Below are 26215 nucleotides of genomic sequence, written 5' to 3'. Positions count from 1 at the left end.
GACCTCGTCCGTCTGGCAGCTTTCGGTTGCGGATGCAGCCTGCCGGCCGATGCTGGCCAATCTGAGCCGATAGTCGCGGATGAACCAATGTCCGGTTTGAGACAGCGCTCAATCGGCCCTGAATGTCCGCAAATGGGTCAGCGCAGCCGCGAGGCTGCCAGGCTTGTAACGCGCAATTGCGGACATCCTCTGATTAGCTCAAACTGGGCTTTCAGCTCTGCCGGTTGGGAAAGAAGATGTTTGTTCGAGCACTCCTGCTGGCTTCAGTAAGCATCTCGCCCCTGGTTTTCGCGCCGCTGCGTGCCGCAGCGCAAACGAGCCACACGGCTTCGGCAGGTCAGGTGGGCCTAGTTGGGGTCTGGCGCCTATATCGTTTCGAGGACACGTCAAAGGATGGCAAGGTGGAGAAGCCTTACGGCGACCATCCGCTGGGCTATTTCATCTATGACCGGAGCGGCCATCTCAGCGTTCAGATTATGCGCAATCCGCCGCTGCCAAAGTTTACGGCAGTTAACGGGGAACCATCCGATTCAGAGAAGGTGCAGGCTTATAGAGCCTACGTCAGCTATTTTGGGACCTACCGCGAAGATACGGCGAAGCATGTTCTTCACCATCAAGTAGAAGGCGCTCTCGACACCACTTACACCAACACAGATCAGATACGACCGTACCGGCTCCTGGGCGACACGTTGATCATCGAGGACGATCGCAAGGACGGAAGTCACTTTTATCGCGAGCTTCACCGGGTGCGTTAAGGACGCTCGCAGAAGTCGTATTTCACGTCCCGTTTCCCCGAGCGCCGCCCTTAGTAGATGATTTTAACGCCTTCGAAGCCGTCTCAGAGCGAGATGAATGAACGGCAGAAGCTAGAAGGCTTCGGATGGGTCACAAATGACCGCAATTGGGTCAATTCGGCCGGAAGCCCCCTAACGACTGCCGCCCAAGTTCGCGCGGAGCGACTGTCCGCGATGCAACAACGATGTAGACGCCTGTGCGCCGGTGTTAACCCAGCTGCAGCGGCGCCTCGTATCAGAAGTGGAAGACGTGGCGCAGCCGATCGAACACTGAATCGATGACACCTCCCAAACCATCATCAGGATCGACAGATCGGGGCAATTTCGCCTTGGCGGGGCGTGCCCCGATCGCATCGCTCATGAAGGTCTGCCATACGTGCGCGGGCAGTCCGCCGCCGGCCACGCCCGGAAGCGGCTTGTTGTCGTCGCGGCCCATCCAGACGGCGGTCACAAGTCCGCCAGCAAACCCGACAAACAGCGCATCGCGGTTGTCCTGCGATGTGCCCGTTTTGCCAAAGACCTGAGTGGTCAGCCCCGCGCCGCGGGCGGTGCCGGTGTTGACGGCAGCGGCGAGCAGATCGAGCAGCATGGCGCGCTCGCGCTCGTCAAGATATTGCAGATTTGCAGGCGATCGATCCGAAGATTGTGGGACGAGACCATAAGGGCGCACCGGGTACGCGCCTCCCGAGATAGCTGCATAGGCGCTTGCGAGCTCGATGAGCGTGGTTCCGGACGTGCCAAGCGCTATGCCGACATCAGGTTGCAGCGCGCTTCGAATCCCAAGATCGTGAGCAGCTGTGATGACGGCGCGGGGGCCGACACTTTGGCTGAGACGGACAGCGGCGACGTTGCTCGAACGGGCGAAAGCCTCTCGTAAGGGGATCTGACCGAGATACTGTCCATCGCTGTTTCTTGGTGACCAGTTCCCGATCGTGATCGGGCGATCATCGACCAGATCGTCCGGCGTCATACCGGCGCGCAGTGCGGCGAGGTAGACGAAAAGCTTGAATGTCGAGCCGGGCTGACGTTTCGCTTGGGTTGCCCGATTGAAGCTGCTCACTCGATAGTTGCGTCCGCCCACCATGGCGACGACCCTGCCATCAGTTCGCATCGCCACCAACGCTACCTGCGCGCCGGGCGCGCGGACCTGCTTCACCGCGGCTTCGGCCAAGCGCTGAAGGCGAATGTCCAGGGTCGTGCGGAGGATGGTCCGCGCGTAGACATCGTCGGCGTTGGCCGGCGCCGACGGGAGCACCCAATCGCTGAACCAGCTTCCTTGCACCGGCTCGTCAGCCGGCTTCAGACGAAGCTCGGCTGTAGCGCGTTTGGCCTCGACGAGATCAATGAAGCCGGCCTCGACCATGGCGTTCGTCACGAGCGCGGCACGCGCACGGGCGCCGGCGAGGTTGGTGCTAGGCGCCAGCCGTGACGGCGCCTTCATGAGACCTGCGAGCAACGCAGCCTCGCCGACGGTCAAGCGCTCGGGCGTCTTGCTGAAATAGTGGCGGGCGGCGGCGCGCAGGCCATACACATTGTCCCCGAAATACGCGTCGGACAGGTAGCGCGAGAGGATCTCATCCTTGGTGAGCCATGCCTCCAACCACAGCGCGATCAGTCCTTCCCGCGCCTTCCGACCGACCGACCTGTCCGAACTCAGATAGACCAGCTTGGCGAGTTGCTGAGTGATGGTGCTGCCGCCCTCGCGCATGCGGCGTTCGCGCAGATCATGCCACGCGGCGCGTGCCAGCCCCCGCGGGTCGAGCCCGTAGTGATGGTAGAAGCGCCTATCTTCAATCGCGACAAAGGCATTGCCGACATGATCGGGCAAGGCGCGGACATCGACGGGCCGATCGGTGATCGCGCCTTTTCGCGCGATCACCGTCCCGTTCGCCGCCAGTAGGGTGACACTGGGCGGTACGATTGGACGAGCGGTCTTGGAGGGGCGGATTGTGAGGGCGAGCCACACGACGGTAGCGCCCATCGCGAATAAGAGAAGCCCCGCTATCCAGATTGCGATCTTCCGGCGAAAGCCCGGCCGTTTCGATGGCCCAGGACCGGTACGGACCGGATCAGGCGGTGCACTTTGCCACGCCGAATTTGAGCGAGTGACCCCATCAACGCGTGGATCAGAACGATATTCGTTTAACATCGGGGTGTTCTATAGGGATAGGACGCTCATCCCGAAAGCGCCGTTTTCGAAGCGCTTGGTTTGGCGGGGCTCTGTCAGAGCAACGTGGCACCGTGGGCGTACACAACCGCTATTCTATACGGTTCGTCCACTTGGGAGCAGCCTCCGTTTGGATGCCGCTTTCGAGATAAACAAGTGGCAGAAGTTGGGAAGGGGCTAGGCGGCCTCGACGGTCCGATTTCGATGACGTGGACGGCTCTCCAACCCTCTCGCAGGATGATCTGTGGAGAGAGCCGGAAGGAGAGCCACAATGAGGAACGTCACCACGATCGGTTTGGATATCGCGAAGAACGTGTTCCAGGTGCACGGTGTTGATGCTGATGGTGCGGCGGTGATCCGCCAGCGGCTGACTCGGGGCCGGATGTTGAAGTTCTTCGCGAAGCTGCCGCCGTGCCTGATCGGCATCGAAGCATGCGCGACATCGCATTACTGGGCGCGCGAGTTGATAGCGCAGGGCCATGATGTGAAGCTGATGCCGGCGCAGTATGTGAAGCCGTACGTAAAGCGGGGCAAGAACGACGCGGCCGATGCCGAGGCGATCTGCGAGGCAGTGACGCGGCCGACCATGCGCTTTGTCGGGATCAAGTCGCCCGAGCAGCAGAGCGCGATGATGCTGCATCGTGTACGGTTGATCCTCAACCGCCAGCGGACACAGCTGTCGAACGCCTTGCGCGCGCATCTCGCCGAGTTCGGGGTCGTGGCAGCGATCGGCAGGAACGGAATCGAGCAGCTCCTCGATGTGATCGCCGATCCGACCGACGAACGCGTGCCGCCGGACGCGCGGATCTGCCTGGAGATGCTGGCTGCGCAGCTGCGCATCGTGAAAGAGCAGATCCTTGAAAACGATCGCAGGATCCTAGCAAGCGCGCGCGAGACCGAGCTCGGTCGGCGACTGATGGAGATACCCGGCGTTGGCCCGCTGCTCGCTAGTGCCATCGTCGCGACCGTTCCCGATCCTGCGATCTTCCGCTCGGGCCGCAACCTAGCGGCGTGGATCGGCCTGGTGCCGGGGCAGAACTCCAGCGGCGGCAAGGACCGGCTCGGCGCCATCACCAAGGCCGGGCATCAGTATCTGCGCCAGATGCTGATCGTCGGCGCGATGGCGGTGGTGCGCTACGCTGAACGCAATGGGGCGAAGCGGCCTTGGCTCGTGCAGCTGCTCGCGCGGCGCAAGACCAAGGTCGCAGCAGTGGCGCTCGCCAACAAGAACGCCCGCATGATCTGGGCGATGATGGCTAGCGGCGAGCGCTATCGCGAGCCGCAGGTCGCGTAAGGACACGGCGCGGGGGAGGGCGCCTACGAGGTTGGGAAGGGCTGACAGGAGCTAATGCAACAGCCGGTTGAACCGCCGGATCGGGAAAACCCACAATGACCCAGGCACCTCGAGTGCGAGAGTTTGATCGGGACCCGAGCCGCGCGAATGGCATTACGGCCAGCGGCGCTATGTGCCGCACCAACAGGTCGGACACATGGCCGCACCAACCAGCAACGCGAAGCCACTGTTCAAGCTTGCCAACGGAGGGCCGTCCACACATGGGTCTTCGGTGGATATCACGGCTGAGAGAGCTTGCTTGCGCCGCTAGAAAGTGCGGGAAACGCGTGCCGAAAATTTCCGGTCGGCGATCGACGGGCTGCCGAAACTGCGGAAGGCGGACACGCGATCGAGCATGAACGTCTCGCCTTTCGGGGCGCGCACGCGAAAGAAATCGGCGCCATCGACATCCTGAAGCCAGAACGCCGGGCGGGGATCGAACTTGGCAACGGAAACCTCGACGTTGCTCATCTCGATGTTGCGCGCCTGGCGAATGAAGAAGCCAGTGGCCGGCAGCGGGCCGAACATGCCGGGCTCCGGATATTTGTCTTCGAGCAGCGGCACCTCGCGACCGACCAAATCGGCGCCGGCCCCGCCGGTCTGCTGGACGAACAGATCCGCGATCTTCACATCCTCGACGGGATGATCGGCAACGCCCGCGATGATCGAGGGCAGGAGCGGACCATCGAAGCTGGAGATGTTGCTGATCAGCACGCGCCGCAGAGTCCCGATGGGTGTGCCCGCCGGCCCCCGCATCCGGCGCCCGAGACGCAGGAAGAGCGGTCCGCTCGAGAGGCGCCGCATCGTGATGTTCGTGATGGTGATGTCTTCGAGCACCGCGCCATCGACCGTCTCCAGCGCAATGCCCTGGCATTCTTCGAAGACACAATTGCTGATCGTGATGTTCTTGAAGCCACCATTGCTTTCGGTGCCACACTTAATGCGGCCGGTACCACCACGATCGGGCATCATCGGCATCCGCTTCCAGGTCCCGTCGATGATGCTGCCGACCTGATAAACGCCTGTCAGGTGGCAATTGGTGATTGTGACATTCTCGGTCGAGCGAGCGTATCCCAGCGCAAAGCTCGACTTTGGACAGATTCCGTCGTCCCAGGGCGAATTGACGGTGCAGTTGCTGACGCGGACGTTGCGGCAGCAGTCTATGTCGAAGCCGTCGCGGTTGGTGTCGACGATCAGATTGTCGATTGTCAGATTGTCGACGCCGGTCGCAAGCAGCGCGAACCAGCCCCCCTGGCGCACCTTGAAATCGCGCAGCAGCACGTTGCGGCAGTTGCGCAGCGCGATCGTCTTGTCGCCGACGCCGGGCTGACCGGAGACGGGTAGGTCATTGTCGTTGTCGCGGGCGGACCGCCCGCTGCGGCCGCTGCTGAGGCCTTTTCCGAAGAGAATGCCCGCCCCGAGGATCGCGACATCGTGGAGACCGTCGCCGTGGATCAGGCTGTTGGCCCAATGGGTGTGTCCGAAATCCTGGAAGGCATCCCAAGCCTGGACCGGATCGGGTGCGTCGTAGCCGCCGCTCGTCGTGCCGCCGGGCGGCGTGGATGCGGCAAGGATGACGGCGCCCTGCTCCAGATAGAGGGTTACGTTGCTGCGCAGGCGGATCGTGTAGCAGGCGTAAGTGCCGGCCGGGAAATAGACCGTGCCGCCGCCGGCGCGGGAAGCGGCGGCGATCGCATCGTTGATCGCGGGCGTGTCGATCCTCGTGCCGTCGCCGCGCGCGCCGAACGACCGCACGTCCAGCCATCGGGCCTGCTGCTCGGCCGGTATCGGCCGTCGCGCTACCGGCTGCGCGCCGACGGCGGAGAGGGCGGCGGGAGCGACGAGGGCTGCTGTGCCGCCAAGCACCAAGGATCTGCGATCGATGAGCATATCTTCTCCTGAGCGGGCTTCTTAGCGAAGCACGAATATCTGGGCGCCGTATCGCGGCAGCTCGAGCGAAACGATTCGGCCGCCCGGCGCGGCCCGGCTGGCGACAAATCGCGCCGTGCCGGTGGCGGGGTCCCAGTTTTCGATCCTCTTGCCCGCGCCATGGAGCGTGACAGACGTCTTCAGGCGCGCGGCGGCTTCGTTAAAGACGAAGAAGACCTTGGCATCGGCCAGTTGGCGATGCGTATAGCGGAGTGCCGTGCTGGGCGTCGACAGTTCGACATCCTCGACGCCGACAGCCGCGCGGACCGCGGCCGTCAATGCGGCCGGCGCCATTTGTGCGGGTGGCGGCGCAACCGGTGGGTAAGCGGGAGGGGTGGGGACGGGCGTGAGGCGATCGGTAGCGACGGCCGCCCATGCAAATTCTCCGGGGCGTGCCGGTCTCGCTTCGCGATAGCTGGCCTCGACGATCCGTGGCGGTGTCCTGCCGAGGAACAGCACCTTACCGCCCGAGCCCGCAAAGGCGCGCAGACGATCCACCACGGCGGCCGGCATCAGATCGGGCATCGGTACGATCACGGTGCGATATCGATTGCCGCTGAGCGTCTCGAAGCGTCCGCCATCGCCCTTGAGCAGCGAACCGATCGCGTCCTCGTCGACGAGGTCGTAATCGACCTGCATCTCGGACAGGAGGCGCTCGGTGGCGACGAACATGTCGTCGGCACTCTCATCGGCGGTCCAGAGCGTTCCGCGCGACTGAAGGATCGCGACGCCGGCATCGGGCCGTCCCATCGACATCAGATAGGATGCGCGCCGCGTATAGGCGGCCAGCGCCGGGAAGCCTGGATCGGCATAAAAGCCGGGGGTCGGCTTGCCGCCGGGAATATACATGAACTCAAACAGGTTGATCCCGCGTGCGAGCTGCTCGTCGACCACGTAGCGCGCGATGGGCAGGGGCGGCGGGGGCCGGAAAGCAGCGAAGCTTTCGGTCATCGCCTGCGGTCTGCCGTTCAAGTGTGCAACCGACGAGCCGAAGCGCGGAAAGTCCGAGACGGTATCCGTCCAGATCTGGTGCCAGATGGCGTCGATGCCGGGCGACTGGACGGTCCGCATCGTCCGGAAGAAGTCACCCTCGCTCTTGCCGAGCGCGATCTGATGCTCCTCGTGGTTGAGGTGGACCTGATATTGCAGGTTGTAGCGCGCGCACCATTCGGATTGCATCTTGAAGAAGGTGTCGGCGAACAGACGCGAGAAGACGTCGTAATAATCGGCACGAACGAGCTTCTGGCGCTCGGTCAGTTTCGCCTGGTCGCCCTGCACAAGAGCAGGCAGGTCCGCCGCCGGATCATAGCCTTTCAGAGTCCTGAATTTGGCGAGGAAGGTGCCGGTCCAGGGGATACCTGGGATCGAATAATCGGGCTCGTCGCCGCGAAAGCCGAGGATCGTCTTGCCGAACTCGTCGCCGACGGCCGCACGATAGGCCTCGTGCGTGAATTCGATGTAGCGGGCGGTCGCCGCGGGATCGAGATAGTCGTGGAGCGAGTGCGTCCCGTCCTTCTTGCCCGTGGGGTTCGTGTCGGAACGGGTGGGCGACGTCTGGAAGGCATGCGTGACGGCGATGACGCGCCACGCGGCACCTGCGGGTGCTTGCCAGCGGATGCGGCCATCGCGGCTCTCGATCGGGCGGGTTTCGCCCGAGGCAGGATCGAATGCGCTGACCGCGACGAGATCGGACGGCGCGGGCACATCGAGCGATCGGCCGCCGGCGATCGTCCACTCGCCCGCTTTCACCAGCGCCTTCATGCGCAGTTCGGGCGCCTGCTCGCTGATCTTGCCGCCGGCGAAGCCGCTCGGATAGCCGGCGTCGTCGACGATCCAGATCCGCATGTCGCGCGTTTTCGCCGCCGCGACGAAACGCTTGAAGAAGGCGAAATATTCCGGGCTGAGATAGGCGTAAGGAAGCTTGCGGCCCCACTGCGCGGTCACCGCCTGAAAGCCGAGCGCCTTCAGTCGATCCAGTTCGGCGCCGATCGCGGCGTCGCTGACACCATCGCCGATGCCGTAATAAGGCTCGGGACCATATTCGGGCGGGGGGCTTTTCCACCGGGCGAGCACGTCGGCTGCCTTCGGCATCTGCAGCTTCTGCCAATCCTGGCCGGCCGCAAGTGCCGGTGCGACAGAGGCCAGTAGGCCGATCGTGAGAAACGCTGTCTTGTACCTCCCTAACACGTGCCCACTCCCTGCAAGCTATTTTTGTGGCTGATCGATGCCGCTCATGGCCGGGCGGCGGGCAGGTTGCTGGTCCTGCCCGCCCGTTTGCTAAAAGCGCTTGCGCAAGCCGAGCGTGACGACACGGCCGAGAATGTTGCCGACACCGTAGCCGTTGCTCGATTGCATGTAGGATGGTTCGGTATCGAACAGATTGTCGATATCGGCCGTCAGCTCCATGCCCGAAAGCATGCCCTGATCCGGCAGCTTCAGCCCGAAATGCATCTCCACGGTCGTGAAGCTGCTGATCGTCTCGGTCGCCAACGGGCCGGCGAAGGTCGTGAAGCGGTTGCGATACTTACCGCTGTAATTGACGCTGGCCGAGACGCTCAGCGGGCCGTGCTGGCCGGACAGCGTACCGCGTACGCGCAGGCGCTGCTGCCCCAGCGGAAACTGATCGACCAGGGCAGCGCCGGCCGCCGCCGCCTGGTTGAAGTTCAGGACGTAGTTGCCCTGCGCCTGCGCAGCGAAGGTCGTGTCCCACTTCTGCCAGCGATAGCCGACGTCGAAATCCAGACCGTCCGTCTTGATGACGGAGAGGTTGGTCCGACGAAGCAATGTGACATTGTAGATCGGCGGCAGATCGGCGGGTCCGTTGACGGTGTTCGGGAAATCGACCCGGCTGATGTCCTTGATCAAATCCCAGACGACATTGGGATCGAGCGGCCGCGCCTGGCAGTTTGTTCCGCTCGGATAGGTCCCGCTGCCGCAGACGATGTTGTCGACGATATATTTGCGGAAGTTCGGATCGGTATAGAAGGTGCGGCTCGGCGTGCTGATCCGATCCTTGAACATGAGATTATAGTAGGTCACGCTCGCCTTGAAGCCGGGCAGGAAGCTCGGCTGGAAATCGGCGCCGAGCGACCAGGTCTCGGCGCGCTCCGGCCCGAGATTGGGATCGCCGCCGGCGATGAAGATGCCGCCCGGGACCGAACCCTGCGGCAGGCCGGGCGGCAATGTCCCGTTGGCGAGATAGCCGGCGCGCGTGTCGGGCGAGTAAAGATCGTTCAGCGCGGGCGCATGAAACGACTTGCCGTAGGTGCCGCGCAGCGTGATCCCGTTCACCGGCGCCCAGTTCACGCCGATCTTGGGATTCTTGGTCGATCCGAAATCATTGTAATGATCGATCCGGCCGGACAGTGAGATGTTCAGCAGCTGCAGCATCGGCAGCGCGTTCTGCTGGGAGAAAAGCGGAATGAACAGCTCGCCGAAGCCCGAATAGACCTTGCGCGTGCCGACGCCGCGCTGCGCGCCCTCATCGAACCCGATCCGGCCCGTGGCGAACAGGCCGTTATAATGTTCGGTGCGATAGACCCCGCCGATCGCGACCTTGAGATCGCCTGCGGGCAGAGTGATCAGCGAGCCGTCGATCTTGCTGTTCAATTCCCACAGATATTGCTTGCCGACATAGTGATTTTCATAGTCGGCGAGCGTGATCTGGTTCGTCGCGCTCGTCCCGGTGCCGAACGGATCAAGCGCCGTGTCGCGCGTGGTGCCGGCGAGCAGGGCCGTGCTGGTGCGCGGATTGAATGACGCCTCGTGAATGTCCGTATTGCTGCGCGACCCGGTCAGATAGGTCGACCATTTGAAATCGTGCGGAAGCGTGACGTCCGAGGTCAGCGTGCCGCCGTAGGTGGTCAGCGTCGTATGATCGAGCAACGGGATGCCCGTCACCGTCTGCGGGTTGAAATAGGTCGTGATCGACGTGACCGTCGCCGGCAGCCCCGCCGGGAAGAACGGATTGCTGCGCGTCATCACGCCCGAGGTGAAGCTCGGGACGTTGTAGGCGTTCGCCTTGGTGCGCGAATAAAAGCTGTCGAAGCCGAGCTCGACGCCGTCCGTCACTTCCTGATGGCCCGAGGCGAAGAAGCTCAGCCGCTCCTGCTTCGGATAAAGATCGCCATATTGATAGGTGGTGCAGCGCGGATCGACCGCGCCGGTCGCGGGCTGGATGAAGCTCCCGGTCGCCACGCCGGCTGCATTGTTGGTGCGATAGGTGGCGGGAATGCACGAATTGCCGATGATCCGCAGATCCTGCCCGCCGGTGCCCGAAAAGTCGTTGGTCAGGAAGGGCTTCGTCGAGGCGCGCAGCCGGCTGGTCGCCGAATATTCGCCGGAGATGATGATTCCGCCGCCGTCCCATTTCTTGCCGGCCGACGCATTGCCGTTGAGCAGGTGATAATTGCTGCCGAAGCCCGACCGGATCGTGCCCTCGACGCCGTCATAGTCCCGGCGCGTGATGACGTTGACCACGCCGGCGACGCCGTCCGACCCGTAGGTCGCGGACGCACCGTCCGCGACGATCTCGACCCGCTGGATTGCCGACGGGGGGACCATCGAGGGATCGGGCAGGCTGGAGAGGGCACCGACGCCGACGATGCGGTGACCGTTTACCAAGGTCAGCGTTGCGCTCTGGCCGATGCCGCGAATGTCCGGCCCCGTTGAAAGGCTGCTGTTCGAACGCTGGCCCGGCCGCGGCGCCGTATTGAAGCTGGCGAGCTGGGGGACCGTCGCGAGCAGTTCCTGCGTGGTCGTGGCGCCCGTTTGGATGATGTCGTCGCGGCCGAGCTGGATCAGGTTCGATCCGGTCGGCGGAGTGCCGCGAATGCTGGAGCCGGTGACGACGATATCGGCTACCTGCTCGTCCGACGCGGGCCTGCTGGCGGTTGCCGCATCGCTCGGAGCCGGATCTACGGGTGTGGCAGGCTGCTCCGCGCTGCTGGCCGTCTGCGGGCTGGCGGCAGCCTCTGCGCTTGCCAGAGCATAGGTCTGGTTGCTCGTCTGTTTGGCGGCGAGGCCGGTTCCGCTGATCAGCCGATCGAGCGCGACGGGGACGGTCATCGTGCCGCGGACGGCGTTCGCCTGCTTGCCATCGGTCAGTCGACGCGCCGCGACGATCTGAACATCGGCCTGCTTGCCGAACTCGACCAGTGCCAAAGTCACGGGCTTGGCGGCGATGTCGAAGGGGCGGGCTTGCGCATAAGCGGAGCCGGCTGCGGCCACAGCGAAAATCGTAGTCGTCGCGAGCAACCTGTGATCGATCATAGATATCCTCCCCATCCGACTATCGTGTGCCGGTAAGAGGAAGAGCTTCGGCGGTGGAAAATCCTTGAAAAGAATTTCGCGCTTCGCGAATTTTTTTCGAGCGAGCGGGACGCGCACGGGCCCGCGAGCAGTACCTTGCCCCAGCCAGGCGCCTAAAGACTGTGCGATCCGCGCGATCCGATCCGTATCTCCCCGACGGGGTCGATGGACACCGGCACGTTGAACGTCACGCGGAGGGCTTTGGCGAAGCCCTCAACGTCGTCGGTCCGAAAGAAGCCGTCCAGTCGCTCCGACGCCAGCGCCGGATCTTCGAGCACGAGCTGCCGCTGGTTGTATCGATTGAACTCGTCGATCGCGGCGGACAGCGTCTCACCCTGAAGATCTATCCGGCCATTGCGCCAGGCAAGGGCTTGGTCGATCGATCGCGCCGCACTCCGGCGAACCTGCGCGGTATCAGACAGAAAGACATGATCGCCGGCGCGCAATTGGACACCTTCATGGTCGCGGCCCTCGGTCCAGGCCCTGACGACACCTTCGGTCACCAGGATATCGGCGCCCTGATCTCGACGCCTGACCGAGAATGCGGTGCCGACCGCGAGCACGCGGACCGCGCCAGCCTCTACCAGGAAGGGGCGGCGCGGGTTGCTCGATACTTGGAACCATGCCTCGCCGCGCCTGAGATCGATGTCGCGGTGGTGATCCGCATAAGCGATCTTCATCTCGCTTGCGGTGTTGATCGCGGCGACCGATCCATCCGGCAACGGCAAGCGCCGTATCTCACCGACGGCGGTCGTTATCGTATGACCCTTTCGCCACAGCGCGACGCCGCCGACTAGCGACGCCGCCAGAGCGGCGCCACCTCCGAGCACGAAGCCGCGCCGCACGTGATCCACCTTGGCTTTTGCCGCTTCTTGGTCAGCTGCCGGGTCCAGCGCGAGCCACAAGGCATGGGCATGTAGGAAAGCGCCTTGATGCCGCTTGTCCTGCCCAAGCCACGCGTCGAGCGCTTCTTCTTCGGCCGACGTCCAGTCCTCGCTGTCCAGGCGAGCAACCCATCCGGTCGCGATCTCGTCGATCTCGTTCCCGCTTTCGCTTGGCATCGACTAGTTTCTCGCTGTCCGGAGCACGTCCTCATTATCGGTCTGGCCGCCGTTACTCCAGCCTAATCGAACAGCTTTCAGCCCGAGCCAGATCTGCTTTTCGACAGTCTTTTCGCTGATGCCGAAATGTTGTGCGATTTCCCGCTGCGACCAGCCCTCGAGCTTGCGGAGCTCCACGACCTGGCGACACTTGGGAGGAAGCGCGCGGATCAATGCCAGCAGGCGCTGATAATCCTGGCGATCCGCGGCTTGTCGTTCCGGCGACGACTGATGGACGTCGTGGCACGCATCGATTTCAGCGATCGTCTGAAGCTCCACTACGCGCTCGCGGCGAAGGCGGCGGATTGTGAGGTTGCGAATGATCGAGAAAAAATATGCTCGGGGATCGTCGATATGAGCGACCGTCTCAAGCGTGGCGATCCGGCAATACGCGTCTTGAATGATTTCATCGCTATCCTCGCGCTTCACCCCCCAACGCTTGAGCCACGCCCGCATCCGCTGTTCGCAGGGGATGATGTGCTCCGACACCCAGCGCGCCCGCGCGACCTTCAAAGCTATTGCTGGCGAGACTTTGCTAGCCAAATCATCCTCCGGCTCGTTTTCCGGTCTGGGAGACGGCTCGATTCAGCCTTTTCCGTCCCAGCCGATTTATCTGACAATTGGAGGCGCGGTCCTTGGCTTTGTCAATGTGGATGATCGGATCGATCCGCCGCTGCGGCATCGATCCTGCTTCCTATCTGCCGACGGTCGCTGCGGTACGCTCGGCGAAAGCTGAACGAATGCCGGTTTCGGTATGCCGCTACGCGTTTGGGTGCCCGCTTCCGGGTCCGTGGGCCCGCGAAACCGCCGAACTGCTGCCGCTCTATAAGTCGCCGTTGACACGCCGATACAAGTCTCGACGAAACGAGGCAGGCCGTTTGCGTCGAGACTGACAGCAAGTCGCATCCACGTTCCATTGGGAAGCGGCCGGCGGGGCTGGACATCTGCCTTCGGGTCTTTTCCGAATGCCGGGCAACCCAGTCGTCGCTGGAAAGCGGACCGGCGGCCATGTCGAATTGGCCATCGATAGTCGTCGACCAGTGCGAGGCAGTTATCCACGGCTATCGCTGCAGCGGGTCGTAAGATGGCAGGGATCCTGTCCTTAGCGTAACTCGGCGGCCGTCTTAGGCGGCATCACAAGCGTGAGAACGGTTGGAGTGGGGATAGTCATGTCGGGCACGTCCCGATGTGGAGGGCGCGAAGGCCAAGCGAGCGCGATGCCGGATCCAGCTGAATCCTCTACGGTGTTGAGCATCATTTCCGACGGGATCGCGACGAACGGGACCAGCCGCTCGGCAAGGAGCGTAGCACGCTTTTCCGCGAGTAGCTTCAGCGTCCGCGCATCGAGCAGGAAGTCGATCGCCTTGCCGTCGCGGATCACCGACACCCTGATCTTGTCGCTTCCGACTGGCACCGGGCCGGCCACGAACAACCTGCTGTCGAGCGAACCGCCGCCCCGGAAATCCCAGCGAAAGCCGCGCCATTGGCTGACCTGCGCGATCGTCCATCCCGCAGGATCCCGGCGCGCGACGTAGATCTGCGTATCGCCCGCCGCATCGAACTTGTGGAAGGTGATCATCGCCCGTCCGGCGGGATCGAAGCCGACGACGGTGTTGTTGTTGATCATCCCGCCCCCGGCAGGCACGCGATCGACGATCTCGGCGGTCGACAGCGTGATCGGCAGATGCAGCGGTTTTCCGTCGGAGCTCTCCCAATGCACCAGATCGCGGCTTTGCGCGTAGGACAGATCGTGATTGCTTTCCGCCATCGGCGATTCCCGCCAAACCCACGCAATGTGGAAGCGCTTGTCCGGGCCGAGCACGGGGCCGACGAAATAGGCGTTGCGCTGCCCTTCGCCGTCGGTGAGCGGCACGTCCAACAAGTGGCGCCAGCGCCCGCTCGCAGCGTCGAAGATATTGTAGATCTCGTTGCCGTTGCCGCTGGCCCCATCGCGATATTTGAAGACGAGATGTCCGGCGGCGTCGTGGAGGAAGATCGGATAGGTCGCGCTTCGCTCCAGCGGCGCGTCGGCCATCACCGGAACGCGGACCAGGGTGCGCACGTCGCCGGGCGTCGTCGTGCGGTAATAGAGCAGCGGATCGCGGTGCATGTTCGCCGAGACATGGATGTTGCCGGCCGCATCCACCGCCATCGCAACATAATTGTGCGAGTCCCAATTTACCCAGGAATCAAGCTTCTGATACCGCCAACCCGCGCCATCGCTCCGCGGCCGCGAGGCGATGGTGAGTTGTCGGTTCGCGTCATAATAGCCGACGAAGATCGTCGTGTCGGTGACGACAAGGGCCGATTTTACGCTGTGCCCCGACCAGACCGTGTCGATCGCCGATAGCTCGAACGGGGTAGCGGCCGGGCTCGCGTGCGTTGCCGTCTGACCCGCGAGCGGCGCCGCGGCGACGCCCAGCCAAACGGCCGATGTTGCGGCCGCGAAGAGGAAGCCGGTTGGGCGGCGGACGGTGGACATGAGTTCGTTCCTCGGAAAGCGATACAGTCGTGCACGATGCAATGCGCGTATGTCAGGGTCTGCTCGGCCAGTGTTCGGCCGGGATGGCGGCATAAGGGCAGCTTCGCCGCGGTCGGCGCGACATCGCCGCCCTTTGCCTATGCCTCTTCTCGTCAGAACGTCCCGTGGAAGCTCAGCGTGAACGTCCGGCCGTCATAATCGACCTGGCGCGGGATGCCCTGGACGACCTGATACTGGACCCGCTTCGCATCATTCAGATTGAACGCATCCAGGGACAGCGAATATTGATCGCTGAACTTGAACGAAAGCGAGGAATCGACCTGTCCGCGCGTCGCGACGAAGCTGTTTCCGCCGGTGAAGCTGTTCGCGCCGGTCAGCGAATATTCGTCACGCCATGTATAGACGACGCGAAAGCCGATCTTCGGGCTTTCATAATAGCCGATCAGATTGACGTTGTTCTTCGACACGCCGGGCAGGATCGCCTTGCTGCCGTTGGAATTGGTGCCGGAGATGTGCGTGTAGGAATAGTTGAACTGCCCGCCCAGATTTTTAAGCAGCCCGGGCAGGAAATCGAAATTCTGCTGAACCGTGAACTCGAGGCCCGTAACGGTGATCGGGTTCGGCTGATTGTAATTGCCGGACGCGGTGATGATTGCGGGATTGCCCGCGACGAGGAGGTTGCTGAAGCAGGTGGTGCCGACCGTCGTCAGGCGGCCGAGGCCCAGCGATGAGGCGTCGGCGGGGCACAGTCTGTCGAGCCGATTCTCCGCCGCGATCAGGTTCGTGATGACCTTCCGATAGAATGCCAGCGAGACGAGCCCGCCGGGCCGGTTATACCATTCGATCGATGCGTCTTCCGAGGTGGCGTAATAAGGCTTGAGGTCCGACCCGCCATATTGGATCGCATAGCCGGTGGAGTTCGGGCTGACGGTCGTCGTCGGCGTCAGGGTGCGGACCACGGGTCGGACGAAGGCTTTGTTGTACCCGCCACGCAGAACGAGCTTCGAGGTCAGATTGGCCGCCAGGAAGACCGACGGCAGAAAATCATGATAATTCTGCCGAAATTGCGTGGGCACGAACGCGGTCGCGCCCGTCGAGGTGACCTGCTGCGATAGCGCGTTGATCAGCTGGTGCGTCTGCTCATAGTGGACGCCCGCATAGCCCTTGATCGGGATGTTGAAGATCTCGAAGCCGAGCTGCGCCTGGGCATAGGCCGCGAAGATGTTGCGGCGCGCACCGAAATTATACAGCGAATACGCCGAATTGGTCGGATCGTTGATCCAGCCGGTGGGCGTCACGACATCGCCGGGGCTGGTCGTGACCGGCTGCAGGCGGGAAACGATATAGTCGTAATCGAGCTGCGGCCAATTCGTGAGATAGTCACCGCCGTTGCCGCCGAAGAAGCTGCTCGTATAGGGATTGTCGCCCAGGAATTTGCTGTCGATATTCTGGGTCTGCACGCCCTTCGCGCTCGTGCGATAACCCTGCGAGATGTAGCGGTCCTGCTGATAGCGCGCGCCGAGGGTGATCCCCGACAGGAGCGGCAGCTCGAATTTGCGCTCGATCTCGCCTTGCGCGGCCTTGGTCTTGTTGACGCCATAGGCCGAAGAGCCGGCGACGATGATCTGGTCGCCATTCGCCGCAACCTGGGTCGGCTGGTTGGCGGCAGACCAGGTGAAGGGGCCCGAGGGCACGATCACGGCCGGATTACGGTTGAGCGTCAGCAGATAATTGCCGATGTCGCCGCCGCCCGAGTTGAACGCTCCGTTCGCGCCATTGCCCGCCACCGTCGGCAGGTTGCGGACGTCGAGCTGGGTTTCTACCGAATTGTTCTCGCCGCGCGAATTGGTCAGCGTACCGGTGATCCGCCAATCGTCATGCTTCCACTCGGCGGTGCCGATGACATCCCACATCTGCTCGAGCAGAGGCTGGGAGCGAATCGAGTCGTTGATCTGGACGTTCGCGAAGTTGAACCCCTGCACATAGGCGTTGCCGTCATCCTGGACGACGACGGGCGTCGTCGGGCTGATGATCGCCCGCGTGGAGCGCATGTCGAGCTCCATGAGGTTCGTGAAATTGTTCTTCAGGTTGCGGCGGGTGTAGAAGCCGGTGGCGCCGATCCGCAGCTCGTCGGTCGGTTTCCATTCGGCGCCGCCGGCCGCGGTCAGCAACGAACCTTCGTTGAACTTGACCGCCTGGCGCTGATCGGACGCGTAGAGCACGCCCGTCTTGCCCTTCGCGCCTGTGCCGGTGGCCGCACAAACTTGGCCGGAGGGGCAGGTGCCGTTGCTGTTGAAGGGGGCATAATAATCGGCGAACGAGGCGAAGCCGGGCGTCGTCGTCGGCGACAGCGGCGAGTAGGCATTGAAGAAGATCGAATCCCGCCGGAACCGCTCCTTCTTATAGGCGACGACGCCGAACACGGCGAGGTTCGAGGTCAGATGCTTATTATAGCCGATCGTCGCTGCGGGCGTCTTGTACTTGCCGAGCGTGTCATATTCGCCCGCCAGCTTGAAGAAGCCGCCGTCCTTGCGCGAGAGCGCCGGCTGGATCTGGAGATCGACGATGCCCGAAAGTCCGCCGGCCTGATCCGTCGCGGAGATCGTCTTGCGGACCGCGATCGCGGAAAAGACATCGGCATTGAACGCGCCGAGTGGGGTTGCGCCGTCCAGCACCGGATCGGCGAAGGCCTGCCCGTTGATCGTATAGCGGGCATAGGTTCCTGGCAGGCCGCGGAGATTGATCGTCGCGTCGCGCGATGCGGCCTCGCGGTTGATCTGGACGCCGGGAATGCGTTGCAGCGCTTCGCCGACATTAAGGTCCGGGAAGCGGCCGAGGCCGTCGGAGGAGATGCTGTCCGAGACGCCAAGATCGTCGCGCTTCATGCGCAGCGCGTCGATATAGGACTGGCGGAAGCCCGTGATGACTATATCGGTGCCGGCTTCCTCGGCGCTGGCCGCGGCGGCGGGCGATGCGGGCGGCATCGGCTCGCTACTCGCCTGAACGGGGCGCAAAGGGACTGTCGCGGGCACCTCCTGGCCCGTCGAGCCAGCCCTGGCAGCGACCACGGCGTAGGTATGTTCGCCCATCTGGCGGGCGGTCAGTCCGGCCCCTTTCGTGAACCGCTCGATGGCCACGGGGACCGTCATCGATCCGCGCACGGCATTACCGCGCTTGTTCGCCGAAACGTCGCGGGCCACGAGTATCTGGACGTCGGCCTGCTTGCCGATCTGGACGAGCCCGGGCGCGATCGGCTGCGCCGGGACGTCGAACGCCTTCGTCTGGCCGACGGCGGGTGCGACTGTGGAAACGAGACAGGTCAGTGCGGTGGTACCGCAAAGCAGCTTGCGCATCATAGCATTCTCCCCCTTTTTTGGCAGATGCGATGCATCTGCACTGGGAAAGAGACCACGAGCGCGAATTTACCCTTAAAAAAATCTATGTTGTGATCTGCATCGAGCCGATCCGGATCTCGTCCGGCCTGCTGAAGTCGACCGGCACATCGAAGGTCGCGTTCACCGCGCGCGCAAATCCGTCGATATCGTCGGTGCGGAAAAAGCCGTCGAGGCGCTTGTTCGCGATCTGCGGATCGAGCAGGATGATCCGCCGCCGGTTGTAGCGGTTGAATTCGGAAATCGCGTCGACGAGCATTTCGTCGACCAACTCGATCCGGCCGCTCCGCCAGGCGAGAGCATGTTCTCCCGAGGCGCTCGCCACTACGACGTCCTGCAGCCGGGCGTTGTCGGCGAGGAAAACGCTCTGGCCCTCAACCAAGCGGGTTCGCTGCGATCCGGCATCCTCGGACCAGATCTCGACGATCCCCTCGGTAACGGCGATATCGGCGCCAGCCTCGCGGCGCCGAACCGAGAATGCCGTCCCGATTGCGAGCACCCGGATTGGGCCGGTTTCGACTACGAAAGGCTTGGCGCGATTCTTGGCCACCTGAAACCAGGCTTCGCCTTGGTTTAGGCGGATATCGCGCCGGGCGCTGCCGAACATCACATCGACCTCGCTTCCGGTATTCAGGGCAGCAATCGATCCGTCATCCAGCGGTACATGGCGGATCTCGCCAAGGTCGGTGCGGAGCACCGTGCGCTGCTTAATTAAGGTGATCCCGCCCACCAAGGATGCGGCAAGGGCCGTTCCGCCGCCGACCATGAGGGCTCGCCGGTTCAAAACCGCGCGATCAGGCGCTGGATCGGTGGCGACGTCGTCTTGTCCGGCGATTCGTGCTTTCGGCGATTGGGAATGCGGGCCGCATTTTCGTGCCAGCATCGACCAGGTTGCCTGCGCCTGTAAGAGCGCGCCATGACGACGAGGCTCGCCGGCGAGCCAGGCCTGAAGCTCGGCTTCAAGCTCCGCGGACCAGCCGCCCGCATCCATGCGTGCCACCCAGGCGACCGCGTCATCTCGCATGTTAGAACCGCTGATGCCGCTCATCGGATTTTGGCTCCTGCCTGAAATCGCCCGTCGGACCTGTTCCTGGCCTGCGCCTCTTGTTTGTCCCAAGCCTCCCGGATAGCCCGAAGGCCAAGCCGGATCTGACATTCTACCGTCTTTTCGCTGATTTGCAGGTGAGCCGCAATCTGCTTTTGGGGCCAGTCCTCAAGCTTCCTGAGGCGAATGATCTGACGGCATTTCGGCGGCAACCTGTCGATCAGAGCGATGATCTTTTCGTAGACCAGCCGATCGGACGTTTGGTCTTCGATATCGTGAGAAGGGTGGTCCTGAAATGCATCGACTTCCGCGATCAGTTCGAACGAGACAATGCGCTGACGCCGATGCCGACGCGCCAGAAGGTTGCGAACGATCGAGAAAAAGTAGGGCACAGGACGATCAATATGATCGAGGCTCTCCAGTAGCGCGATCCGGCAATAGGCATCTTGTAGGAGCTCGTCGGCATCTTCGGGCGACACTCGCCAGCGGCTGAGCCAGGCGCGCATCCGCGGCTCGTACGGCACAATTTGATCGGCGACCCATGCGGCCCGCTTCTGTCGCGCCTGAAGTGCCCTGACCGAAGCGCACTCGTTCATATCCATCCCCCGAACGGGCCTGTGCTTCGGCCCTCGATATGGCCTCGTTGGCACAACCGGCATGGGCGGACAAACAGCGTTATCTCACCAATTGCAGCGACCATCCCTCTTTCCTGATGGCGGACGGCTTCATTCCGGGCGACCGGATCGATCCGAAGGCAATGCGGCGGACCCTGGATGCGGTCGCGCGCACCTGGGATCTGCGACAAACTTGGGGTTGGGACTATCCGATGATCGCGATGACGGCGGCGCGTGTCGGCGATCGCGAGCATGCGGTCGACTGGCTATTCGTCGATCGCAAAAACAATCAGTGGGGCGTGACCGGTATGACGCCGCGCGTGCATCTGGACGGGGCGGCCGACGCGTTGAAGGCGGGCGGCGCAGGGGGCGCCCAACTTGCGGACAATCCCGATGGCGCGGGCTATCGCCGAGCGGCCGAGACCTACAGCGGCGAATGACCCGCGCCGTTCTCGACGCATCAGCAAAAATCGCTCGTCTTCAAGGCGAGCGCGGTGCGGGCAAGGTCGCCGGCATCGTCGCCGAAGCAGCTGTTGGCGTGTTCAATCAGGCAGAAGTGGTGAGTCATTGCGTTCGCTTCGGCGCACCGATCGACGAGATCCGTGCCATGCTAGGCGCGCTCCCTTACAGCATCGTCGAAGCCGACGAGGCATTCGCCGGGACGCAGGAGGCTCCGCGCCGTGACAGCCTCTGCAGGACTGTCACTCGGCGACCGTTTTTGCCTCGCCTTGGCTAAGCGAATAGATGTGTCCGCCTATACCGCGGATCACGCGTGGAAGGATGTCGCGACCGCCGTTGGCGCGAAAGTCGTGGCGATACGCTAGAGCGGGGTCGACCTGGCGGTGGGCGTCGAGAAAACCCCGGCAATCGCTCGCATCCCCCGCGCATCCGAAAAGCACATCGTCCGCTAGATCGTGGTTCATCGCGAGCGACGTTCGTAGACCGCAGTCGGACCGCGGCGGCAAAAGCATCCCGGGGAAAATAAGGACCAGAACCGACAACTGTTGGTGCAGGCGACGGCTATCGGTAGGCCGGAGCGCTGCTAATCATCGGCATAACGTCCCGCCGTGCGCAGCTGTCTCACGACGCCGTTGAACGCCGCCGTACAGCCTTGGGCCCGACCGATGTCGTTCTCACCCTTGGCCGCATCCCAGAACAATTCCAACGGCCATCGGTCTGGGCAATGATGAAGGAGGCATCGCAGCGCGAGCCGCACCTCGACCGTATCGACGCGGACCTTCGTGGAGCGGGTCATTGCCCCCCGCAGGACGCGCACAGAGAGGTCGATGACGAGGCGCTGGTGACGCGATAGCTCCCCGACCACCTAGTGGAAGTTCCGGGATTTGATCCTGACCACGTCCTCTGGATCCCGCCCTTCGGCGTGCGGAGGCCAGTACAGATCGCGCGGCTGCGGGCTCCATCCTCGGTCGCCGCGATCCGGCGATCCCGGATGCGTCGCGCCGTCGCCCGGTCCGGTGCGATGCGGGAACGCCATGTCGCCGACTTGCCGCAGGAGATCGCCATAATCGATGATCTTCTGGATGATGACATGGATGACCTCGCCTTCCTTCTGGACGATGCCGCGCATGCCGATCATCGACGCCGACATCACCGTGCGCCGCTGCGCTTCGAAGCGGTCGGGCCACAATATGCCCTGCGCAACGCCGCTCTCATCCTCGATCGTGATGAACAGCACACCCTTCGCGGAGCCCGGCTTCTGGCGGACGAGGATGACGCCTGCGACCTCGACGGATTTGCCGTCGCGGATGCTCGTCAGATCGGCGCAGCGCCGCACGCCGCGGCGAGAGAGATCGTCGCGCAGGAAGGAGAGGGGGTGGGCGCGCAGCGACAGCTGCAAGGTCCGGTAATCCTCAACGACCTCGCGCCCGTCCGTCATCGGCCGCAACGCGACCTCCGGCTCCATGCCTTCGGGGCTGAATTCCGCCTCTCTCGCATCGGCGGCCGCGAACAGCGGCAGCGGCGCCTCGCCAAGCCCCTTGACCTTCCAGATGCCCTGGCGGCGGTCTTCGCCGAACGCGTGGAACGCGTCTGCCTCCGCCAGGCGTTCGATCGCGGCTGGCGGCACACCCGCGCGACGCCAGATTTCTTCAACCGACCCGTAGGCCGCATCTCCGCGGGCCGCGACGATCGCCGCGCCATGCAGGTTGGCAAGCCCCCGGACCTGGCGAAAGCCGAGCCGGACAGCTTTGTAGCGATCGCGGCTCTCCTCGAGCGTGCAATCCCAGCGGCTGGCGTTTGCGCAGACCGGCCGGACCTCGACATTATGCTCGCGCGCGTCGCGCACGATCTGGGCAGGCGCGTAGAAGCCCATCGGCTGGGCGTTCAGCAGCGACGCGCAAAATACGTCCGGATGATGATGCTTCATCCACGACGACGCGTAGGCAATCTTGGCGAAACTGGCCGCGTGGCTCTCGGGAAAACCATAGGAGCCGAAGCCCTCAATCTGCTTGAACGTCCGCTCGGCAAAGTCACGCGGATATCCGCGCTCGACCATGCCGTCGACGAGTTTGTCGTAGAAATGGCTGACCCCGCCCGTCACCTTGAACGTCGCCATCGCCCGGCGGAGCTGGTCGGCTTCGACCGCGGTGAAGCCAGCCCCGACAATCGCGACCTTCATCGCCTGCTCCTGGAACAGCGGCACGCCGAGCGTCTTCTCAAGCACGGCGCGCAATTCGGGTCGGGGATATTCGGGCTTCTCGCGTCCCTCGCGGCGACGCAGATACGGATGGACCATGTCGCCCTGGATCGGCCCTGGCCGCACGATCGCGACCTGGACGACGATGTCGTAGAAATTGGCTGGCTTCAGACGGGGCAGCATCGACATCTGCGCCCGGCTCTCGATCTGGAACACGCCGAGCGTATCGGCCTTCTGGATCATGGCGAAGACGTCGGGATCGTCGTCCTGGAGATCGGCCAGCCCGACGCGGACGCCTTTGACTTCCTCCAACATGTTGAAGGCGCGGTTCATGCAGCCGAGCATGCCCAGGCCCAGCACGTCGACCTTCATGAACTTGAGCAGATCGATATCGTCCTTGTCCCATTCGATGACCTGCCGATCGACCATCGCCGCGGGCTCGATCGGCACGAGGTCATCGAGCCGGTCATGGGTCAGCACGAACCCACCGGGATGCTGGGACAGATGGCGCGGCGTGCCGATCAGCTTGGTCGCCAGATCGAGTGCCAGGCGCAGCCGGCGGTCGCCGAGATTGAGGTTGAGCTCCTTGGCCTGCTTCTCGCCGACGCCATCAGCTGACCAGCCCCAAATCAGCCCGGCCAGCGCCGCGGTCATGTCCTCTGGCAGGCCGAGCGCCTTGCCGACCTCGCGCATTGCGCCGCGCGCGCGGTAGCGCGTTACGACCGCCGTCAGCGCGGAATGCTGGCGACCATAAGTCTCGTAGATCCACTGGATGATCTCTTCACGCCGCTCATGCTCAAAGTCGACGTCGATATCAGGCGGCTCCCGGCGCTCGCCCGACACGAACCGCTCGAACAACAGCTCGTGCTTGATCGGATCGATGCTCGTGATGCCCAGCACGAAGCAGACGCAGCTGTTCGCCGCGGAACCGCGCCCCTGGCACAGGATGCCTCGCCGCCGGCTCTCGGCGACGATCGCGTTGACGGTCAGGAAGTAAGGAGCATAGCCGAGCTCACCGATCAGCCGCAGTTCGTGCGCGATCTGATCGCGATAGGCTTGCGGGACGCCTTCCGGGTACAGCCGCGCGACGGCCTCATGCGACAATTGTTCAAGCGCCTGCTGCGAGGTCAGCCCATCGATCACTTGCTCGTGCGGATATTGATAGCTCAGCTCGCCCAGATCGAACGTGCACCGCCGCGCAATGTCGGCGGTCGCGGCGATCGCATCGGGGAAGGCGGCGAAGCGGCGCTCCATTTCAGACGGCGCCTTGAGATTGCGATCGCCATGCCGCTCGCGGCGATGCCCGAGCGCATCGACGGTGGTCTTCTCCCGGATCGCGGTGACCACGTCCTGAAGCAGCCGGCATTCGGGCGCGTGATAGAGTATATCGCCCGTCGCGACGGCGCGCACGCCGGCATCCCGCGCGTGCGTCGCCAGCGCATGCAGGCGGACGAGATCGTCAGGCCTGCGCCGGAAGGTCAATGCCACATAGCTGCGATCGCCGAACGCGGCCCGCAGCTGGCTCAGATCGCGCGCGACGGTCTCGTCGGCGGCCTCGGGCAGCAATATGGCGATCATGCCGTCGGCGTGCGCGACGACCTCTCCCCAGGAGAGCGTGCAGCCCCCCTTGCCGAAGCGCGCTTTCCCGATCGTCAGCAGCCGCGTCATGCGTGACCAGGCAGGCCGATCGGTCGGATAAAGGAGCAGGACGCGTCCATCATCCAGCACGACCCGAGTGCCCGCGATAAGGCGGACGCCGGTGGTGCGCTGTCCGTCCCATGCGCGCACGATCCCAGCAACCGTTCCCAGATCGGCGACGCCGAGCGCCGTGTGACCCTGCAGAGCCGCCGCCGCGAACAGCTCCTCCGGGCTTGATGCGCCGCGAAGGAAGGAGAAGTGGCTCGTGACCTGGAGCTCAACGTAGGTCACCCGAACGCCCCGTGCATCCACCAGCTCAGATCGCCGGTGCTGTCCTCGACGCCGTCTCCTCGCCTGAAGAGCCAGAAGCGGCCGCCGGCGCGATCCTCAACCCGGAAATAGTCCCGCACCGCCCAGACCTCGCCGTCGCGCACCCACCATTCGCCATGGATGCGCTCGGGGCCGTCGCCCGCGACCACGTCATGAACGTGGCCGCGCCACGAGAAGCGTCGTGGAGGACTGTCTGGAAGGAGTGCGATGACGTTGGACAGCGGCTCTGGCCGGCGCAGCAGGCGTGCCGGCCTTTTCCAGGCAGGCCAGCCGTGCGACTCCGTGAGCGGACTGATGCGCTCGACCGATCGCTCCGGCACATCTGTCTCGCGTTCTCCCGTCTTGAAGATCGCGGGTTCGCCGACGCGGCCGGCAAGTTGATCGACCAGCTGCGCGATCTCCTCGCCGGGCTGATCGTCGAGCAGACTGCTGGAGAGGGGCTTCGCACCCAACGGCTCGGAGCGGACCGCCCGCAGTCTGGCGACCTCGATCCCCAGGCCGGGGTCGATCTTTTCCATGCGCAGGTGAAGCAGCCGGACAAGGTGCCGGGTGTCGCGGCTCGCAGCCGCGATCCCAACCACAATCCGCTGCTCGTCCCCGTCCACACGCAGCATTGTCATCTCGAGCCCGCGCGCACCGAGCCCGCGGGCGCGAAGCTCGGGCACGAGGTTCGTTACGAGATCCTCAATCACCTGCGCGATCGCGTCCGGCGTCGATATCGGCTCAAGCAAGCGCAGCTCGGCAGCGGGCGCCTGCTCGTCCACAACCGGCGCGATCGGTTCGGCGATGCGTCCGATGGCCTGATCGAGACGCTTCACCGCATCGCGGCCCAGACGGCGCGCCAACGGCGCACGCGGCATTGGCAGCAGGTCCGCAATCCGTTCGATGCCGAACCGCCTGCATGCGGCCAGAGCGGCGTCCTCCAGCCGCAGTGCGTCGACCGGCAAACGAGCGATCGCCTGCGTCGCCTGGCCGGCCACGGATATTTCGATCGCCTTCGACCCAAATCTCGCGAGCGCATGCGCGGCGCCGGGCGTATCCGCGATCGCGATCCTTCCCGTCAGACCGAACCGGCGGAGGAAGCTCAGCAGCCTGCGGCAGAAGCGCTCCTCGCCGCCGAACAGGTGGGTCGTTCCAGTCAGGTCGAGCCACAGGCCATCGCTGTCGCACACCGATGCGGTCGGCGTCCATTTGCGAGCGGCGTGCAGGGCGAGGCGTGCGAGCAAGCCGATATCCCCGGCGGGATCAGCTGGACGGACGCGCAGGTCAGGGATCAGCGCGCGAGCCTGCGTGAGTGCCATCCCTGGGGAGAGCCCCAGGGCCAGGGCGGCCGGGCAAACGGCAAACACGAGCTGCTTTTGCCCGGCCTGCGCAGCCAGGACGGTTGGCTGCTCGAAGGCCACGTCCGCCGCTCTCGAGAGGGCA

18 protein-coding genes are annotated in these 26215 nt (G+C 63.8%); 5 read left to right on the top strand and 13 right to left on the bottom strand.

Annotated elements, in window-relative coordinates; all coding sequences use genetic code 11:
• The first annotated feature begins 224 nt into the window (after window positions 1-224).
• The gene (locus tag Q4F19_RS09675) at window positions 225-755 is read left to right on the top strand and encodes a lipocalin-like domain-containing protein (protein WP_303541935.1); all 531 of its coding nucleotides are present in this window, start codon (window positions 225-227) and stop codon (window positions 753-755) included.
• A gap of 274 nt (window positions 756-1029) precedes the next feature.
• Here Q4F19_RS09675 and Q4F19_RS09670 read toward each other — a convergent pair whose 3' ends face one another.
• Window positions 1030-2775 carry a transglycosylase domain-containing protein gene (locus Q4F19_RS09670; protein ID WP_303541933.1) on the bottom strand — a complete coding sequence of 582 codons (1746 nt, stop codon included), beginning with the start codon at window positions 2773-2775 and terminating at the stop codon, window positions 1030-1032.
• A gap of 457 nt (window positions 2776-3232) precedes the next feature.
• On the opposite strand from Q4F19_RS09670, the gene Q4F19_RS09665 reads away from it, so the two are divergent.
• Window positions 3233-4255: an IS110 family RNA-guided transposase gene (locus Q4F19_RS09665; RefSeq protein WP_303541931.1), complete on the top strand. Its 1023-nt coding sequence runs from the start codon at window positions 3233-3235 to the stop codon at window positions 4253-4255.
• A gap of 306 nt (window positions 4256-4561) precedes the next feature.
• Here the strand turns inward: Q4F19_RS09665 and Q4F19_RS09660 are convergent, their stop codons facing one another.
• The 5 genes from Q4F19_RS09660 to Q4F19_RS09640 all read right to left on the bottom strand — a co-directional run bounded on the left by Q4F19_RS09660 (window position 4562) and on the right by Q4F19_RS09640 (window position 13062).
• Entirely contained in the window at window positions 4562-6184 is a 1623-nt protein-coding gene (locus Q4F19_RS09660) for a rhamnogalacturonidase (RefSeq protein WP_303541930.1), read from the bottom strand.
• A gap of 21 nt (window positions 6185-6205) precedes the next feature.
• A complete protein-coding gene (locus Q4F19_RS09655) occupies window positions 6206-8314 on the bottom strand; it encodes a glycosyl hydrolase (protein ID WP_303541929.1) in 2109 nt (702 codons plus the stop codon).
• Between the two features lie 186 nt (window positions 8315-8500).
• A complete protein-coding gene (locus Q4F19_RS09650) occupies window positions 8501-11494 on the bottom strand; it encodes a TonB-dependent receptor (RefSeq protein WP_303541928.1) in 2994 nt (997 codons plus the stop codon).
• A gap of 152 nt (window positions 11495-11646) precedes the next feature.
• Window positions 11647-12594: a FecR family protein gene (locus Q4F19_RS09645; RefSeq protein ID WP_303541927.1), complete on the bottom strand. Its 948-nt coding sequence runs from the start codon at window positions 12592-12594 to the stop codon at window positions 11647-11649.
• Between the two features lie 3 nt (window positions 12595-12597).
• Window positions 12598-13062, bottom strand: coding sequence for an RNA polymerase sigma factor (locus Q4F19_RS09640; protein WP_303541925.1), 465 nt, complete (start codon window positions 13060-13062; stop codon window positions 12598-12600).
• A 10-nt stretch (window positions 13063-13072) separates the two neighbouring features.
• Here Q4F19_RS09640 and Q4F19_RS09635 point away from each other — a divergent pair, with 10 nt between their 5' ends.
• Window positions 13073-13369 (top strand): hypothetical protein, encoded by a 297-nt coding sequence (locus Q4F19_RS09635; protein WP_303541923.1) that lies wholly within the window; start codon window positions 13073-13075, stop codon window positions 13367-13369.
• A gap of 366 nt (window positions 13370-13735) precedes the next feature.
• On the opposite strand, the gene Q4F19_RS09630 is transcribed toward Q4F19_RS09635, so the two are convergent.
• The 4 genes from Q4F19_RS09630 to Q4F19_RS09615 all read right to left on the bottom strand — a co-directional run bounded on the left by Q4F19_RS09630 (window position 13736) and on the right by Q4F19_RS09615 (window position 20148).
• Entirely contained in the window at window positions 13736-15115 is a 1380-nt protein-coding gene (locus tag Q4F19_RS09630; protein ID WP_303541921.1) for a BNR repeat-containing protein, read from the bottom strand.
• 152 nt (window positions 15116-15267) lie between these two features.
• A complete protein-coding gene (locus Q4F19_RS09625) occupies window positions 15268-18468 on the bottom strand; it encodes a TonB-dependent receptor (RefSeq protein WP_303541919.1) in 3201 nt (1066 codons plus the stop codon).
• A gap of 85 nt (window positions 18469-18553) precedes the next feature.
• Window positions 18554-19555, bottom strand: a complete 1002-nt coding sequence (locus Q4F19_RS09620; protein WP_303541917.1) for a FecR family protein — start codon at window positions 19553-19555, stop codon at window positions 18554-18556.
• A complete protein-coding gene (locus Q4F19_RS09615) occupies window positions 19552-20148 on the bottom strand; it encodes an RNA polymerase sigma factor (protein WP_303541915.1) in 597 nt (198 codons plus the stop codon). Before Q4F19_RS09615 ends, Q4F19_RS09620 begins: the two co-directional genes overlap by 4 nt.
• Window positions 20149-20195: 47 nt before the next feature.
• Here Q4F19_RS09615 and Q4F19_RS09610 point away from each other — a divergent pair, with 47 nt between their 5' ends.
• A complete protein-coding gene (locus Q4F19_RS09610) occupies window positions 20196-20606 on the top strand; it encodes a hypothetical protein (RefSeq protein WP_303541914.1) in 411 nt (136 codons plus the stop codon).
• A complete protein-coding gene (locus tag Q4F19_RS09605) occupies window positions 20603-20902 on the top strand; it encodes a PIN domain-containing protein (RefSeq protein ID WP_431312382.1) in 300 nt (99 codons plus the stop codon). Before Q4F19_RS09610 ends, Q4F19_RS09605 begins: the two co-directional genes overlap by 4 nt.
• 306 nt (window positions 20903-21208) lie before the next feature.
• On the opposite strand, the gene Q4F19_RS09600 is transcribed toward Q4F19_RS09605, so the two are convergent.
• The 3 genes from Q4F19_RS09600 to Q4F19_RS09590 form a co-directional block, all read right to left on the bottom strand.
• A complete protein-coding gene (locus tag Q4F19_RS09600; RefSeq protein WP_303541912.1) occupies window positions 21209-21421 on the bottom strand; it encodes a hypothetical protein in 213 nt (70 codons plus the stop codon).
• A 69-nt stretch (window positions 21422-21490) separates the two neighbouring features.
• Window positions 21491-24751 carry an error-prone DNA polymerase gene (locus tag Q4F19_RS09595; protein ID WP_303541910.1) on the bottom strand — a complete coding sequence of 1087 codons (3261 nt, stop codon included), beginning with the start codon at window positions 24749-24751 and terminating at the stop codon, window positions 21491-21493.
• Window positions 24748-26193, bottom strand: coding sequence for a Y-family DNA polymerase (locus Q4F19_RS09590; RefSeq protein WP_341850181.1), 1446 nt, complete (start codon window positions 26191-26193; stop codon window positions 24748-24750). The genes Q4F19_RS09595 and Q4F19_RS09590 overlap by 4 nt, the downstream gene beginning before the upstream one ends.
• Between the last annotated feature and the right edge of the window lie 22 nt (window positions 26194-26215).

The sequence above is a fragment of the Sphingomonas natans genome, from assembly GCF_030546695.1.
Taxonomy (GTDB): domain Bacteria; phylum Pseudomonadota; class Alphaproteobacteria; order Sphingomonadales; family Sphingomonadaceae; genus Sphingomonas_I; species Sphingomonas_I natans.
Note: the sequence above shows the minus strand (reverse complement) of the source record. Positions and strands in the feature narration are given on the sequence as shown.